The sequence below is a fragment of the Stenotrophomonas capsici genome (genome assembly GCF_034961085.1).
Classification (GTDB): domain Bacteria; phylum Pseudomonadota; class Gammaproteobacteria; order Xanthomonadales; family Xanthomonadaceae; genus Stenotrophomonas; species Stenotrophomonas capsici.
In genome coordinates this window covers 2,367-18,464 of the sequence record NZ_JAYFUH010000154.1, presented here as the reverse complement: position 1 = coordinate 18,464, position 16,098 = coordinate 2,367, and the positions used below count along the sequence as shown (strand labels likewise).

Below are 16,098 nucleotides of genomic sequence, written 5' to 3'. Positions count from 1 at the left end.
CCGGCGATGATCCGGGTACGGAGCAGCGGGGCATCTCCGCACGCTATCCCCTGCGCGGCGCGCAACAGGCACGCCTGCAGGGCGATTACGTCGTGGTCATTGATTACCCATGATGGGCTCGGCGGCACGCCGCCGCATCACCGCTCAGGCCGCGCGGCGCGCCTGTCGCACGCTCCATGCGCCCAGCACCAGCAACCACAGCGCCGCATGCACTGACGCTGCGCCCAGTTGCAGCCATGGTCCCGGCGACGGGTACAGCAGCAGCGCCGATACCAGCAACGCGATGCTGGCCACCGCAGGCAAGCGCAGGACCCATTGCTGGCCCAGCAAGCGGTACCGATGCAGGAACAGCACGGCGGTGACGAGGATGCCGGCCAGCGCCGCCCAGGCGATACCGGCCATGCCGGTAACCATGGGCACCAGCAGCAATGCCAGTGCGTTGACCGCGCTGCCGAGCAGCTCGCAGCGCATCGGCAACAGGGTATCGCCGGCGGCATAGGCATAGCGCGCGAGCAGCGCGTTCCACGCGCCGAACACGATCACGCAGGCGAACCACGCCAGCAGCATCGGCAGCGGCCCCTGCGCCATTCCCGCCGGCAACAGCAGTTGCACCAGCGCGGGCGCGGCGCCGATCAGGCCGGCCGCCGCCGGCACGGTCAATGCGGCGGTGGCCAGCATGCCGACCTGCAGGGCCGCGCGGCGCGCCTGCGGGTCATCGGCCAGCCGGGTCATGCGCGCCAGCACCACCTGGTTCAGGCTCATCAACGCGACCAGCGGCAGGTTGACCAGCTTGCGCGCCAGGTTGACCAGCGTGATCGCCCCTTCGCCGAGGAAGGACGCGCAGATGCGCTCCAGCAGCACCAGTCCCTGGCTGGCGCCGGCGCTGGCCAGCAATGGCGCCAGGCGGCGGTACAGCAGCGCGATGTCCTGCACCTGCCACTGCCAACGCCAGGGGCGCCAACCGCTGCGCCACAGCAGCGGCAGCATCGAGGCCAGCATCAGCACCGCGCCGAGGACGAAGGCCCAGGCCAGGCGGTGTTCGTCGGTGCTGCCACGCTGCAGCAGCAACAGCACCACCGCAGGCAGGTTGTAGAGGAACGAGCCCAAGCCGGCGACCAGGAAGCGCTCCTGCGCCTGGGCCACGGCCGCGGCCAGGGCATGCAGCAGCAGCAACGGCACGCTGGCCGCCAGGATCGTCAGGCTGGCCGAGGCATCGTGCTGCGCGGAAGCGGACAGGCCCGGGCCGATCAGCCGCACCCACAACGGTGCGGCGATCGCCAACAGCACCGCCAGCGCAAGGCCCAGCAGCACCAGGCTCGAGACCTGCGCGGACAACCAGCCCACGCGCCGTTCGCCGGCCAGTTGCTGGTACAGCGGCAGCGCCGCCGAGGACAACAACCCGGCGGCCAGCGTCATGCGGATCGCCTCGGGCAGGAACATGCCGACCAGGAACGCATCGGTGCGCGCGCCCGCCCCCCAGGCATCGACCAGCAGCCACTCGCGGCCGAAGCCGAGCGCCAGCCCGGCGATGGTCGCCAGCGTCAGCCAGAGCGTGGCGCGGAACATCGGCTCAGTGCAGCAGGGTCAGCAGGTTCTTGCCGCCCACCTTGTAGTTGAGGTTGTGCGGGCGCTCGCCCATCGGCTTGGCACCGCTGCCGCCGATGATCTTGTAGGGCGCGACTTCCTTGGCGACCACGGTGTTGGCGGTGATCACGCAGCCGCGCCCCAGGTGCGCGCCATGCGCCACCAGCGCGCGGCTGGCGATCCACACGTAGTCCTCGATCACGATCGGCGCGGACACCGACCAGAACTCCGGCGCGGTCAGGTCATGCGTGCCGGCGATGATCAGCACGTGCGAGGCGATGGCGACGTGGTCGCCGATGCGCAGCCCGGCGCGTGCGTCGATCTGGCAATGCCAGGCGATGACGCTGTCCTTGCCGATCACCAGGTTGTTCACGCCCAGCACCTCGGTGTTGCGCCAGATGGTGGAGCCCTCGCCGATCTTCGCCCCGCCGATGCGCAGCCAGGTCAGCCGCACCCAGTGGAACGGCACCTTGTTGATGGCGATGTTGTAGACCTGCTCCCACAGCCGCAGGCAACGGTCCTTCAGCGTGGCCCAGTTCTTGCCGTAACGCGGCACCAGCTGGGTGGGCACCTCGCCCTTGAGCTCGTGGTACAGGCGCCGGCCCAACGGGTCCTGCAAGGTAGGCTCGATGTCCACCGAACAGATCGAGACGCGTACTTCGTCGCCGCTGGGTTCCTCGAACGCGCCCTCGTTGGCCAGCAGCCATTCGTAGGCGGCCAGCAGCGCCGGCGTGTCCACGCCCATGCGCGCGGCATAGTCGCCCAGCCGCGAGCGCAGGTCCGTCGAATGGAAAATACGATGTCTCATGCCTGCTTCCTCGAAGACGATGACGGACGGCCTGGCGCGTCGGCCGGCACGGCATCGGCGCTCTGCAGCCCCATGCCCATCACCAGCCAGAACAGTGCGACCAGCACCATGGTGAAACTGTAGTAGTGATCGATCAGGCCGGTGACCAGCGCGGCCAGCAGGCCGGTGGTACAGCCCATCCACATGCCATTGCGTGCATCGATGGCCGTGACCTTGCCCTGCGGACGCACCTGCTTCCACCAGCGCCAGGTCACCACGCCGTACAGCAGCATGCCGAGCAGGCCCAGCTTGTACATGTAGTACAGCCACAGGTTGGAGATGCCGAGCAGGCCGCTGCCTGGGACCGGCGGCTCGGTACGGAAGCCGATGCCCAGCGGATAGCGGGCCACCGCCTCCGGGAAGCGCTTGTACTCGTCCACGCGCACTTCGGTACTGGCGTTGTCAGAGGAGAACATGGTGGCCAGGCGGTCCTGCAGCGGCGGGTAGCTTACCGCCAGCACCACGCCGCCCAGCACCCCGGCCAGCACCATCGCCCGCGCGTAGGGCACGCGCAGCCACGACAGCCACAGCAGCATCACGCCGATGGCCAGGATGGCGCCGCGCGAGCTGCTCAACAGCAGCGCCGCCGTGCCCAACACCGCCACCGCCGCGCCGAGCAGGCGCCGCCAGCCATGCTGGTAAAGGGCTTGGAACGCCGCCATCGGCACGAACAGGGCCATCGCGCCGCCGGTCAGATTGGGATGCACCCACGGCGTGCCCAGGCGCGCGTTCTCGGCGCTGAAGATGTCCAGCAGGGCTTCCGGGTGCGCGTACCGCGCCTTCTCCAGGATCGGGATCATGTCCAGCGCGCTGCGCGACTTGATGAACATGCCGAGCGAGAGCAGCAGCATGGCCAGGTTGCCCAGCAGCAGCATCACCATCAGCTGCTCGCGTTGCTTCTGCTGCGACAGCATCAACGGTGCCAGCAGCAGCGGCGACAGGTTGGCCAGCCAGCGCACCCAGTTCACCGGGCCATTGCCATCGGCCACCACCATCACCTGGCCGACCAGGAACGGAAACGCGCTGAAGGCCATCAACAACAGCAGCGAACGCTCCACCCCGCCCCAGTCCGGACGCTCCAGCTTCTGGAAGAACAACTGGAGCATGACCCCGGCCCAGGTCAGGCCCAGCATCGCCTCGGCCACGGTGAAGCGGATGCCGACCTGCAACGTGCTGTACGGCATGAACGTGGCCGACAACGCGAACAGGGACAGGCCCACCACCGGCCAGCGCAGTATCACCAGCGCCGCCGGAAAGCCCGCAAGCAGCACGAAGAACTTGGACGGCGGCAACACCAGCAGCAGGCTGCCGAACAGCACCCCGCACAGCACCGCGACGGTGGTGCCCAGCTTCACCGCAGCACCTCGTCCAGCAACTGCAGCACGCGCTGCTGGTAGTGCGCCGGCGCATAGCGCGCCGCCGCGGCCTGCAGCACGGCAACGCTTTCCTCCGCGCGCCGGCCGGTGGCCGCGTCCCGCAATGCTTCGCGCAGCGCGTCGGCATCGCGGGGGTCGAAACGCAACGCCTGGCGCGGGGTGATTTCATCCAGCGCGCTGCCGGTGGCCACCGCCACCGGGGTGCCACAGGCCAGCGCCTCGATCACCGGCAGGCCGAAGCCCTCGGCGGTGGCCGGGTGCCACAACCGTTCGGCGTCGTGGTACAGCCGCGACAACGCGGCATCGCTCAGGCCACTGCGCCAGTGCAGGCCCGGCAGGTCGGCCAACCATTCCGGCACGTCGCCCGGATCGCCCACCAGCACCAGGTCCGGCAGCAGCAGGCCGCCGTCACGCAGGGCCTGCCAGTGTTCGAGCAGGAAGGGAATGTTCTTGCGGGGCTCGCGGGTGCCCACCACCAGCCAGTAGCGGCGCGGCAGGGTCGGGTCACGCAGGGGGTCCGGCGTGGCCAGTGCAGCCACCGCATTGGGCAACACCGCGAGCTTGCCGGCGCTGCGCGGGAACAACCGCGCCGCCTGCCCCGCGCTGTACTGCGACGGCGTCCAGATCGCGTCGGCCGCGCGCAACGCGTGGCCGATCAGCGTCCTGTCCATCGTGCCGTACACCCGCCCATGCAACCAGCTGGCATGCCGCCCGGCCAGGGTCAGCTGGAACAGGTCGTGCAGCAGCTGCACCTGGTGCTTGAGCCCGCGCGGACGCGGCCACGGCAGGCCGCTGTTGGCGGTGGCGATGTACAGGTCGATGCCCTGCCCGGCCAGCGCCTTGGGCAGGAAGCCGATCTCGAACGCCAGCCGCGCCTGCGGCCGGTGCAGGCCCGCGGCCGGGACGTCCTGCGCCGGACAGCAGGCGATCGCGCGGTGCGGATGCTGCAGCGGTGCCATGCTGAAACGCACCAGCTCGCCACGACCGCTGGCCAGCAGGGCCTGCTCCAGCGCCAGCACCTGGCGGGCGATGCCCGAGTACGGCGCGGCGGTCACCGGGCGGTAGTCGATGCCTATGCGCATGTCAGCTCCGCGTAGACGGCTTCGAGCTGGTCGGCCGAGCGGCTCCAGTCGTGGTGCTGGCGCACGTAGTCGCGCCCGGCCTCGCCCAGCGCATGTGCCTGGGCAGGATCCTCCAGCAGCTGCCGCAGCGCCGCCACCAGCGCGTCGGCCTGCGCGCCACCGGCGTAATGCACCCCCGGCTGCACGGCCAGGCCCGACACCGCCTGCGGCGTGGCCACCAGCGGCAGCCCGGCGGCCATCGCCTCCAGCACCTTCAGCTTGGACCCGCCGCCATCGCGCAACGCGGCCAAAAACACGCTGCTCTGTGCCTGCACGCCCTGCAGTCGCGGCACGAAGCCGCGCCACTCGATGCGCGGGTCGGTCCAGCGCCCGGCCCACTGCGTCGGCAATGCGTGCCCGCACAGGCACAGGCGCACGTCCGGCGAATGCTTCCAGAGCGCGGGCATGATCACGTCCAGCATCCACTCCACCGCATCGATGTTGGGCGCGTACTCGAAGTTGCCGATGAACAACACGCGGCGTTGCCCTGGATCAGGCACCACGTCGGCGAATGCCGCGGTGTCGGTGCCGTTGACCACCACCGCCACCGGTTGCCGGCTGTACGGTGCGAACACCTTCGCATCCTCGCCGGTCAAGGCGATCACCTTGCGCGCGGCCGACAGCACCTGCCGCTCCCAGCGCTGGTAGCGCCCGCGGTCGAGCCCGGCCAGGGGCCGCAGCACCGCCGGCAGGCGACTGTAGGTCACCTCGGCCAGCGTGGATTCCACGTTGTGCTCGCTGACGATGAAGTCACGCTGGTGGCGGCGCAGCGGCGCGCGGCACGGTTCGTACATGTAGGAGTGTTCCAGCTGCACCACGTCCCACGGCTCGGCCAGCAGGCGGTCCAGTGCCCGCGCGAAGGCCGGTGCATGGCCGTTGACCGAGGCCAGCAACGGCACCGGCGACAACAGCGCCGCCATCAAGGTGCGAACGGATTTCAGCGGGCGTCGCTCCAGCACCACCAGCCGCTCCAGCAGGGGTTCCAGCTGCTCGCGCGCCTGGCGGTCCAGCGGCACCTTGCTCTGCACCAGCAATGTGATGCGGTGGCCGCGTGCGGCCAGGCAACGCAGCAGGTGGTACTGGCGCAGCTTGCCACCGCTGGTGGTCGGCCACGGCAGGTACGGCATCACCCAGAGCAGGCGCAGCGGTCGCATCACCACTCCAGGATCGACAGCGTGGTACCGACCGGCACGGCCAGGCTGCCGGCGTCGGCCTGCAATGCCCGCACGCCACCGCCCAGGACATCGTGCAGCTGTGCATGCTCCACGCCGCGCAGCTGCACCTGGCCGGGCGCGTCGGCCCAGAAGAACCACAGGCGACGGCCATCCTCGCGTTGCCAGGCGATGCTGACCAACCCCGGCGGCACCGTGGCCAGCGCCGGCGCCTTGCCCGGCGTGATGCGGGGGCCGGTCAGGCGCAACATGCGCTGCACGGCGGCGTAGACCGGCTTGGGCTGGGCGCGTTCGTCCAGCAGGCCGTAGCGACGGTCACGCGCGCCGGCGCGGCTGTCCAGGTCGCTCAACGCGAACAGGAACACCTTGTCGTAATCCAGCGCGCTCATCAGCGCCAGCCGGCGGGTGACGTAGTCGGCCTGGCCCTGCACGCCGATGATCGGCTGCTCTTCCTTGGGACCGTCGTAGCTCGACCAGCCCCACTCGTCGGCCCAGATGGCGTGTGCGCCGGCCGCGCGCAGCGCGGCGTTGGCCTGCTGCGCACGCAGGATGAAATCCATCGCCTTCGGGTCGTCGCCCTCCGGGTACAGCGAATACGGGTGATAGGCGGTGATCACGTCCAGCGAATACAGGCCGCCCTTGGCCAACTCCTCCACCATCAGGCCACCGCCACGGGTCGGCATCTGGCTGAAGTAGCCCATGCCGCCGAGCACGACCTGGCGGCCCGGCGCACCGGTGCGCATCGCGTTGACGGAGGTCAGCAGCAACCGGCCATAGGCCGCCGGGTCCTCGCGCGGACGCCAGAACGCCGGCAGGTTGGGTTCGTTCCAGACCTGCCAGGCGTCGACCTGCGGGTAGCGCTGGGCCAGCAGCACCAGTGCCTTGGCGTACAGCGCCGGATCCTTGGGCGGGTACTGGTCCGGATACGGGCTGCCGGCCGGGGCCGAGGTCGCATGCGGCGCCGAACCCACCAGGTACACCTCGGCCTTCAGGCCACGGCGCTGGATCTCGGCCATCAACGGATCCAGCACGTCCCAGCGGAACACGCCTTCGCGCGGCTCGATGGTGTCCCAGTGCAGGTCCACGCGTACCCATTGCAGGCCCAACGCCTGCAGCTGGTCTATCTGCTGCCGGTAACGCGCCGGTTCGAACCAGAGGAAATGCGCGTTCACGCCCAGGAAATCGCGCCACTCCACCGCGCGCGGCGGCACCAGCTCCATCGCCGGGCGTTCGCCCTTGGCACAGGCACTGACCCCGCCGAGCAGGGCCGCCAGCGCCACCAGCAGCAGCGCCGCGCGCCGCCACCACCGCTTCGCGGGACGGGCAATTGCAAGGTTCATCGTCCACTCTCCTGCAACGAGGCGAACAGCGCCGCGAACTGCGCGGCGACACGCGGCCATTGCCGTTGTTGTCCCAGCGCCGCGGCACCGGCGGCCCAGGCCGAGGCCTGTGCCGGCGCATCGACCAGCGCGATGATCCGCCCGGCCAGCGCGGTGGGGTCGCCCTGCGCGAACACCACGCCGTTGCCGTGCGATACCTCCTCGGCGAAGGCACGCGCATCGGAGGCGATCACGCCCCGGCCGCAGGCATTGGCCCAGGACAGCGCACCACTGGTGCCACGCATGCGCCCGAGCAGGGCCAGCTTCTTCGAATCACGATAGGGCAGCAGCATCACGTGGTGGTCCTGCACGCAGGGCACGATCTGCGCGGCGGGCAGGTCCAGCCGCCACTGGATCCAGTCACCGACGCCCAGCCGCTGCGCACGCTCGCGCAGTTCGGCCACATAGTCCCCCCGGCTGCCGAAGGCCAGCTCCGGCGCGCTGCCGCCGGCCATGGTCAGGCGCACCGCGGCCTCCGGCCGTTGCCGGCGCACCAGCGCCAGGGCATCGAGCAGGTCCTCGATGCCCTTGCCCGGGTAGATGAAACCGAAGTACAGCAGCTGCAGCGGCGTCGCCTCCGGCAACGGCTGCGGCGCGAACACGCCATTGCCGTGCGCGATGAAATGCACCTTGTCCGCGGCTATCTGCATGCGTTCGACCAGCACCTGTCCGCCGGTGCGTGTCAGCGCGACCATGGCATCGAGCTGGCGCGCCAACGCGCGTTCGCGCGCCAGTGTGCGGCGGTCCTGCGACAGCGCCAGCAGCTGCGGCAACGGCCGCGGTGCGGCGGCCAGCCAGCGCCCCAGCCCGCGCGGCGGGCTGGGCGAACGCCAGATCAGGCGCTCCGGGTCATGCACGGTCGCGCTCAATGGCAGCCGCGGGAAGCGTGCGCGCAATTGCTCCAGCGCCACGAACTCCGGCCCGCGGCCACCGCCCAGTTCGGCGTGCACCCCGTCGATGCCCTGCCAGAAGCCGGCATCGGCGGTGTCCCATTGCCCCTGCCGCTGCGGTGGCACCACCACCTCCACGCCGGCGCCGCGCACGGCCGTCATCCATGCCTGCGCATAGTCGGCGATACCGTTCTGCAACGGCGGCAACGGCGCGAGCAGGGCAAGCCGCACTCAGTACGCCCCGAGCCAACGGCTGATCGGCTTCCAGTAACGCGGCGGGATCTCGAACACGCGGCGGTTCAGCACCACGCCATCGACATGACCCAGCGCGTCGCGCAGCAACGCGATCGCGTTCTCCACCGCCGGTACCGTGGTGCTGCGGGTCTTCACCACCAGCACGATGCGGTCGCAGCCGCGCAGCTGGATCAGCGCGTTCTCGTCGCTGACCGGCGGTGCCTGCACCAGCACCACCTCGCCGGGGCCGGCCGGCAGCTGGCCATCGCGCACGCTGTAGCCCTGCTGGCGCAGCACGATGGCCAGGCGCGAGGCGATGAAGCTCACGCCTTCGCCACTGCGGCTGGACGTGAGGCCCACTGACAACCCCTGCGCGGCGATCTGCTCCAGCGGCAGCCGGCAGTAGATGCGGTACAGCGCGGCACGCAGCGGCTGCGAGCCGTCCACGTCGTGCAGGATCTCCGGCACCGTCGCCAGCAAGGGCACGCCCAGGGTCTTCTCCAGGCGGCCGCCGTCATGGATGCGCTGGTCCATCAGGTACAGCAGGAACACCACCACCAGCGCCACCGCGAACGCCACCGGGATCGACAGCAGCAGCATCAGCATGCTCTTGGGGAACACGCGCGACGGGGTGAAGCTGGACTGCCCGACCAGCGCCACGTTGCTCAACCGGGCACGGTTGAGGTCGCGGATCACGCGTGCGCGCAGCAGGTAATCCGAGTACTGGGCAAAGGTCTTCTCCGCCGAGGACAGCTCCAGGCTCAGCCGCGACAGCGACGGCTCGGCCGACATCACTTCCTCGCGCTCGCCCTGCAGCTGCTTGATCTGGCTGTCGATCTCGGCGACGTTGGCATCGATCTTGGCCACGTTGAGGCGCGCGTCCTGCATGTCCTGGCGCAGGCGCGCACCCAGCGCGTTCGGCGCGACGTTGCGCGAGCGCACCACGTTGCCGTCCACGCCGTTGATCTCCGCTTCCAGCGCGGCGATGCTCTCGTCCAGCGCACGCACCGGCGGCGCGCCTTCCTTGAAGTTGCGCAACAGGTCCAGTCGTTGCTGCTTGAGCCCGTTCAACTTCAGCTTCAGGTCCTCGCGCTCCGGATTGAGGCTGATCTCGCGCTCGGTCACCACTTCACCGGCCACCGCCGGCAGCTGCCGGCCGGCCGAGCCAAGGATGCCCACCAGTGCCTCGCGCTCGGCCTGCAGCTCGCGGCGCTGGCGGTACAGCTTCTGCAGCTGGTCGGTGACGTCCTCGATGCGCTGCTCCACGCTGGTGGCGTCGATCACCCGCAACTGCTCGCGCAGCTGGCGCTTGAGCGCGATGATGCTGTCGTTGAGCTCGCGGTTCTGCTCTTCGTAGAAATTGAACAACGCCTCGCCGCCGGCAGCCTTGGCACGCTCGTCGAAGTAGGCATCCACCCAGGCACGGGAAATGCCCTGGGCCACGTGCGGGTCGTTCCAGCTGACCCGCATCTCCATCACGTTGGAGCCGGGGTCGTGGCTGACCTGCAGCTTCTTGGCCAGGCGTGCGGCCAGCCGGTCCGCCACCGGCGCCTCGTCCATCAGGCCGATGCCGACCAGCACGTTGCGCAGCATCTCCTTGCACCAGGACAGCGCCTGGCCCATGCGGAACTTGAACAGGGCCCAGCCCCCCTTCGGCGGCACCGAGGACATCGCCAGGTAGGTCTGCGCCACCTTCAGCATCACCGGCGCGCTGGTGGCCATCTTCTCCTCGTCCAGCAGCGGGTCGCGCTGCGGGCTCTGCTGCACGAAGCCGGCGTCCGGGCCCGGTTGCACCGGCAGCTGCACGCTGGCGCTCTCGGTCGGCTTGACCAGCAGGCGGGCATCGGAGACGTAGCGGTTGGGCAGCAGGAACGCGCCCAGGATCACCACGGCCAGGGTCGTCAGCAGGGCGAGCTTGAACTCCCTGCCGAAGATGAAGAGCAGGCGCAGTGCGTCGCGCAGGCTACGGATCTCGATCACGGGACGCTCCCGTCGGGGGTGTTGATCTTGTAGGAAGGTTCGTTGATCTGGTAATTCGCCGACGCGCCGAAACCGCGGAACATCAGCAGCTGGCCGACGTACATGTCCACGCGCTGGATCGCATTGCCGATGCGCGAGCTGGGCACGAACACCAGGTCGCCGCGCTGCAGCCCGATGCTGCGGCTGCCATTGGTGCCGGCGCCCAGCAGCGCCGCATAGTCGAAGAAGTACACCTGCTGCACGCCCTGCTCGTCCTGGCGCACCAGCGCCACGTGGCGGCTGTCGGCGGTGGGCAGCACGCCGCCGGTGGCGGTGATGGCCTGGGCGACATTGACCGTCGAGCCCAGGTCGAACACGCCCGGGTTGCGCACCGCGCCGCCCACGTAGACGCGGCTGCCGGGCGCCTCGGCGATGTTCACGGTCACCTTCGGCTCGCGGTAGATCGCATCCAGCCGCCGAGTGATCTCATCGCCCACGTCCTCCGGAGTGCGGCCACCGGCCTTGACCGTGCCGATGAACGGATAGGCGATCATCCCGTCCGGACGCACCCGGTACAGCGTGGCCTCGTCTTTCTCGGCCGGGGTCTGCGCATCGCGCACGATCCGCAGCACGTCGCCGGTGTAGACCCGCAGCACCGGCGCCGGCAACTGCTCGGGGCTGAAGTTGGTGATCTGGCCCTGCTCGATCACCTTGCCCGAAGGCAGCTTGACGACGTTTGGCATCGCGCACGCCGTGCACAGCATCGCCAACAACGCCATCACCATCACTCTGCTCGTATTCACTGCTGCCTCCAGTAACCGGGGAACATGCTGACCCTGCGCTTGACTGCCAATGGCAGCCTGCGTTCCAGGTGCCCCAATCGATAACCCAACAGTTTCGCGGCACTGCGTAACAGTGCGCCGGGAACCCGCATCCACTGCCGCTCGCGCCGCAGCGCGGCCAGCTCCGACCTGACGAAGCGCCCGCCCTCGCCGCCGGCGCGCCCGAAGCGCTCGGCGATCCAGCGCTCGCGCGAATAGAACACGCCGATGTCGAAGTAGCGGCGGAACTCCTCGGCGATGGAGTAGTCGTGCGAATGCCAGGCCTGCGCGTCGGCGACGTAGTTCACCGCATAGCCATCCAGCAGCATGCGCCCGGCCACGTGCGCGTCCTCGCTGCCGATCACGTCCTGCGGAAAGCCGCCCACCGCGACCAGCGCGTCCATGCGGTAGGCGCAGAACGCATCGGAGGTGAAGCAGGTCTTGATGCCCAGCTCGCCGGCATCGGCCAGGCGCTTGACGCGCCCCTGCACCGGGTAGTTGAACGCCCTTGCATGCCGCGCCAGCACCCCGGCCTCCGGATGCGGCAGCTGGCGCCCGTAGGCCAAGCCGATGTCATCGGCGGCATACAGGCCGGCGACCAGCCTGGCCAACGCATCCGGCGGCACCGGGATCGCGTCCTGGGTCATGTAGATCAGCACGTCGGCCTCGACCAGCGTGGACGCCCAGCCGCGCGTACCACCGTGATTGAAGGTGGCCGCGTCGATCTCCACCACGCGTGCGCCGAACGCACGCCAGCGCGCCACGCTCTGGTCGCGCGAGGCGCTGTCGATGACCAGGATCTCGTCCGGCTGCAGGCTCTGCGCCCGCAGCGCCGGCAACATGCGCTCCAGGAACGGCTCGCCGTTGCGCACCGGGATCACCAGCACCACGCGCCGGGCGGCCATCAGTACGCGGCCTTCATCGACAGGACCGCCGGCAGGGTGCGCAGCAGGATGAAGATGTCCAAGCCCAGCGACCAGTTCTCGATATAGGCCAGGTCGTACTCCACGCGCTTCTGGATCTTCTCCAGCGTGTCGGTCTCGCCGCGATAGCCATGCACCTGCGCCAACCCGGTGATGCCGGGCTTTACCTTGTGCCGGGCCACGTAATCGGCCACGGCTTCCTCGAACGGGATGTCGGCCGCCTTGGTCGCTGTGGCATGCGGGCGCGGGCCCACCATCGACATGCTGCCGGCCAGCACGTTGAACAGCTGCGGCAGCTCGTCGATGCTGCTCTTGCGGATGAAGCGTCCGACCCGGGTCACGCGCGGGTCGCCGGCGCGGGTCTGCACCGCGGCGTCCATGTCGCGCTGGTCGTGGTACATCGAGCGGAACTTGTAGACCTCGATCAGCTGCTGGTTGTAGCCGTAGCGGCGCTGCCGGAACAGCACCGGCCCGCGCGAATCCAGCTTGATCAGCGCCGCCACCAGCACCATCAGCGGTGACAGCAACAGCAGCGCCAGCGACGCCAGCACCAGGTCCTCGGCACGCTTGTAGGCTGGCGCCCAGCCCTGCAGCGGCGGCTCGGACACCACCAGCATCGGCACGTCGGAGATCTCGGCCACGCGCGGCAGCGCGTAGTTGAAGGCCTGCATCTCCGGCACCAGGAACACCTCCACCGGCATCTTGCGCAGCAACGCGACGTAGTGGTGGTTGCGGCTTTCGGCGCTGGCCGGCAGCGCCATCAGCACCTGGTCGACCTCGTTGGCGCGGATCAGCTGCTCCAGCAATGCGAAGTTGCCGATCAGCTGCGGGCGCAGGCTGGAGTCGATGCGGTCCGGCGCGCGGTCATCGATGAAGCCCAGCAGGCCGGAGCTGATGTCCGCGTTCTGCTGCATGTGGCGGGCCAGGCGGCCACCGTTCTCGGTCGCACCGAGGATCACCGAACGGCCCACGAAGTGGCCCTGGCGTATCTGCCGCTGGAAGAAGATCAGCATCACCAGCCGCCCGGCCAGCAACAGCAGCAAGGTGGCCCCGTACCAGAGCACGGCCATCTTGATCGGCAGGTAGGCGATCACCCGGAACAGCGTGTGCAGCAGCAACACCAGTCCGAAGCTGGCCGACCACGCCACCACCGTCGTGCGCAGCATCAGCTGGTTGCTGAACATCTCGCGCCCGTACAGGCCGAAGGCGCCGAACACCAGCACGGTGAGCAGGCCCGCGGCGGCGGAGAGCGCGAGATAGGTGCGAATCGCGCCACCGGCATGCACCTGCATCAACCACAGGATCAGCAGCGCCGGCGCCATCGCCGCACAGAAGTGGAACACGCGCGCCATCAATCGCGACCAACGCGTCACCGCGGGCCGAGTGTTCGCAAACAGTGCTTCTGAAAACGGTAAGCGCATTACGAGGCTTGGCCTTCGTCGACGAATCCGAAAGACGGCCAGCCACCACCTGGCAATCCGGACCTGTCATGACAACCTGCACGACAAACGGCTCAACCACGCGGTAGCCCGCCTTCCCCCCATTGGGCAAAACGGATCAGATCCCACTCCTGTGATCGATCAAACCGCATTGCCTGTCCCAATGGCAATACAATAGCGTGACGCCCTTCACGTTTGGAAGTCGGAATTTTCCTTACCGGCCTGCGTTCATTCGCAGGCCAGCTTTGTCCATGTCTTCGTCACAAAGTGACGCCAGGCGCTCACTTGAGCTCGAATACCTGACGCAGGTAGGCCAGGTAACCCGGGTCATCGCACATGCTCTTGCCCGGCGAATCACTGAGCTTGGCGACGGGTTGGCCATTGCAGCGGACCATCTTGATGACGATGTTCAGCGGGGTTGGGCCCAGGTCGTTGGTCAGGTGCGTGCCGACCCCGAACGCCACCTGGCAGCGGCCACGAAAGTAATCGAACAGCTGCATCACCTTCTCGATGTTCAGGCCGTCGCTGAACACCAGGATCTTGCTGGTCGGGTCGGTGCGGTTGGCCTTGAAGTGGGCCAGCATGCGGTCGCCCCACGTGAACGGGTCGCCGGAATCATGGCGCACGCCGTCGAACAGCTTGCAGAAATAGGTGTCGAAGTCGCGCAGGAAGGCCTCCAGCCCAACCACGTCGGACAGCGCGATGCCGAGGTCGCCGCGGTACTCGCGCGCCCACGACTCCAACGCCGCCACCTGCGAATCACGCAGGCGCGGCCCCAGCGCCTGGAACGCCTGCAGGTACTCGTGCGCCATCGTGCCGTGCGGGGTCATGCCGTACAGGCGCGCGAAGTGCACGTTGCTGGTGCCGACGAACTGCGGGCCGAGCGCATCGCGCAGCATCGGCAGCATGGTGCCGTGCCATTGCCGCGAATAGCGGCGGCGCGAGCCGTAGTCGGCGATGCGGCAGTTCGCGAAGCCCGGCGTGTCGCGCAGCAGCGCGGTCTTGGCCTGCAGGCGACGCTCGCCTTCGGCGAAGTCGGGCGTGGTGGTGTTGCGGAACCAGACTTCGTTGATGATCGCCAGCAGCGGCACCTCGAACATGATGGTGTGCAGCCATGGGCCGGTGATGTCCAGCTCGATCTCGCCCGGCACCGTGCTCGACGGGCGCAGCGTGATGTACTTGCGGTCCAGGTGGAACAGGCCCAGGAAATCGACGAAGTCCGGCTTCACGAAACGCAGCCGGCGCATGTATTCCAGTTCCTCGGCGCTGAAGCGCAGGCTGCACAGGTGATCGATCTCGGCGTTGATCTGGTCGATGTAGCGGGCCAGGTCGATGCCCGGCGTGCGGCACTTGAACCGGTACTGGACGATGGCGCCGGGGTACTGGTGCAGCACCGCCTGCATCATCGTGAACTTGTAGAGGTCGGTGTCGAGCAGGGATTGGATGATCATGCCCACATTATGCGCCGGGGCCGGTGGCAATCCGTGCAGCAGCCCGGACGACCCGTTCAGCCTGGCTTGCAGGCCATGCGGCCCCGCGCCCCTGGAGGACGTCCGTTCCGGTCCACGTGGCAGATCCAACGCGGGCGGGATGCAATCCCGGCATGACCTGCCGGAAGCGCCGGGATTTCGTACCGGCGCCCGGGGCTGCGCGCGTTGCGTTGACCGGGCTCAGCGCAACAGCAGGCGCGGCACCTGCAGGGCCGCATGCGCCCAGATCACGCCCCACACACCCACCCGTACCGGCAGGCTGCGCCGCGGGGCCTCGAACTTGCGGAAGTAGCGCCACAGGCCACGGTGCTTGTGCCACTCCACGAAGAAAGGCCGCGCGCGGCTGGACACGCCGCGCACATGCAATACCTGCAGCGCGTTGGCGATGGCCACGGTCGCGCCCGCCTCTCGGGCGCGACGGCACAGGTCCAGGTCCTCGGCATGCAGCCGGTAGCCCTCGTCCCATCCGCCCAGGCGCTGGAACAGGCTGCGCGGCATCAACAGCAGGGCACCGGACAACGCCGGCACCACCTGCAGCGGCGCCGAGCGATCGGCGTCGATCGACAACCGCGCGCCAGCGCCCGGATGGCGCAGCATCGCGGCGAAATCCGGATCGCGACGGCGCACCGCCGCATCCGCCAGCCCCTGCTCGTCCACCTGTTCCACGCCCAGCAGGCAATCACCCAACGGCAGGCCGAGGTCGCGCAGGCGCGCCAGCGTGTCCGGCTCGACCATCAGGTCCGGGTTGACGAACGCCTGCCACGCCGCGTGGCATTCGGCCGCGCCCTGGTTGCAGGCGGTAGCGAAGCCGGGGTTGTCGGGGTTGGCGATGAAGCGCACGCGCGCATCGGCGAGCGCGTGGC

The 16,098-nt window shown here is 69.0% G+C and carries 13 protein-coding genes; all 13 read right to left on the bottom strand.

Translation table 11 applies throughout. From position 1 onward, the window contains the following. Positions 1-144: 144 nt before the first annotated feature. On the bottom strand, positions 145-1,566 hold the full coding sequence (locus tag VA603_RS10535; RefSeq protein ID WP_323438791.1) for a lipid II flippase MurJ: 1,422 nt from the start codon (positions 1,564-1,566) through the stop codon (positions 145-147). A 4-nt stretch (positions 1,567-1,570) separates the two neighbouring features. Continuing rightward, a complete protein-coding gene (locus VA603_RS10530; protein WP_132865026.1) occupies positions 1,571-2,392 on the bottom strand; it encodes an acyltransferase in 822 nt (273 codons plus the stop codon). After that, a complete protein-coding gene (locus tag VA603_RS10525; RefSeq protein WP_323438790.1) occupies positions 2,389-3,786 on the bottom strand; it encodes an O-antigen ligase family protein in 1,398 nt (465 codons plus the stop codon). Before VA603_RS10525 ends, VA603_RS10530 begins: the two co-directional genes overlap by 4 nt. After that, the gene (locus VA603_RS10520) at positions 3,783-4,889 is read right to left on the bottom strand and encodes a glycosyltransferase family 4 protein (protein WP_132865028.1); all 1,107 of its coding nucleotides are present in this window, start codon (positions 4,887-4,889) and stop codon (positions 3,783-3,785) included. The genes VA603_RS10525 and VA603_RS10520 overlap by 4 nt, the downstream gene beginning before the upstream one ends. Continuing rightward, positions 4,880-6,082 carry a glycosyltransferase family 4 protein gene (locus VA603_RS10515; protein WP_323438789.1) on the bottom strand — a complete coding sequence of 401 codons (1,203 nt, stop codon included), beginning with the start codon at positions 6,080-6,082 and terminating at the stop codon, positions 4,880-4,882. Before VA603_RS10515 ends, VA603_RS10520 begins: the two co-directional genes overlap by 10 nt. Next, positions 6,082-7,440, bottom strand: coding sequence for a beta-galactosidase (locus tag VA603_RS10510; protein ID WP_323438788.1), 1,359 nt, complete (start codon positions 7,438-7,440; stop codon positions 6,082-6,084). Before VA603_RS10510 ends, VA603_RS10515 begins: the two co-directional genes overlap by 1 nt. Further along, positions 7,437-8,600, bottom strand: coding sequence for a glycosyltransferase (locus VA603_RS10505; protein ID WP_323438787.1), 1,164 nt, complete (start codon positions 8,598-8,600; stop codon positions 7,437-7,439). The genes VA603_RS10510 and VA603_RS10505 overlap by 4 nt, the downstream gene beginning before the upstream one ends. Next, positions 8,601-10,583, bottom strand: a complete 1,983-nt coding sequence (locus VA603_RS10500) for a GumC family protein (RefSeq protein ID WP_323438786.1) — start codon at positions 10,581-10,583, stop codon at positions 8,601-8,603. Further along, a complete protein-coding gene (locus VA603_RS10495; RefSeq protein WP_132865032.1) occupies positions 10,580-11,365 on the bottom strand; it encodes a polysaccharide biosynthesis/export family protein in 786 nt (261 codons plus the stop codon). The genes VA603_RS10500 and VA603_RS10495 overlap by 4 nt, the downstream gene beginning before the upstream one ends. After that, positions 11,362-12,288, bottom strand: a complete 927-nt coding sequence (locus tag VA603_RS10490; RefSeq protein WP_323438785.1) for a glycosyltransferase family 2 protein — start codon at positions 12,286-12,288, stop codon at positions 11,362-11,364. Before VA603_RS10490 ends, VA603_RS10495 begins: the two co-directional genes overlap by 4 nt. After that, positions 12,288-13,658, bottom strand: a complete 1,371-nt coding sequence (locus VA603_RS10485; RefSeq protein WP_225591605.1) for an undecaprenyl-phosphate glucose phosphotransferase — start codon at positions 13,656-13,658, stop codon at positions 12,288-12,290. Before VA603_RS10485 ends, VA603_RS10490 begins: the two co-directional genes overlap by 1 nt. Before the next feature lie 368 nt (positions 13,659-14,026). Beyond that, entirely contained in the window at positions 14,027-15,196 is a 1,170-nt protein-coding gene (gene pncB / locus VA603_RS10480; RefSeq protein ID WP_132865035.1) for a nicotinate phosphoribosyltransferase, read from the bottom strand. A gap of 219 nt (positions 15,197-15,415) precedes the next feature. Next, the coding region (locus tag VA603_RS10475) for a glycosyltransferase family 2 protein (protein ID WP_323438783.1) at positions 15,416-16,098 on the bottom strand (683 nt) is incomplete at its 5' end.

Excerpts from the sequence above, each read along its gene's own strand:
- pncB (WP_132865035.1), bottom strand. The coding sequence starts at position 15,196 with ATGATCATCCAATCCCTGCTCGACACCGACCTCTACAAGTTCACGATG.
- VA603_RS10515 (WP_323438789.1), bottom strand. The coding sequence starts at position 6,082 with ATGCGACCGCTGCGCCTGCTCTGGGTGATGCCGTACCTGCCGTGGCCG.
- VA603_RS10520 (WP_132865028.1), bottom strand. The coding sequence starts at position 4,889 with ATGCGCATAGGCATCGACTACCGCCCGGTGACCGCCGCGCCGTACTCG.
- VA603_RS10485 (WP_225591605.1), bottom strand. The coding sequence starts at position 13,658 with ATGGCGCGCGTGTTCCACTTCTGTGCGGCGATGGCGCCGGCGCTGCTG.
- VA603_RS10535 (WP_323438791.1), bottom strand. The coding sequence starts at position 1,566 with ATGTTCCGCGCCACGCTCTGGCTGACGCTGGCGACCATCGCCGGGCTG.
- VA603_RS10510 (WP_323438788.1), bottom strand. The coding sequence starts at position 7,440 with ATGAACCTTGCAATTGCCCGTCCCGCGAAGCGGTGGTGGCGGCGCGCG.
- VA603_RS10530 (WP_132865026.1), bottom strand. The coding sequence starts at position 2,392 with ATGAGACATCGTATTTTCCATTCGACGGACCTGCGCTCGCGGCTGGGC.
- VA603_RS10490 (WP_323438785.1), bottom strand. The coding sequence starts at position 12,288 with ATGGCCGCCCGGCGCGTGGTGCTGGTGATCCCGGTGCGCAACGGCGAG.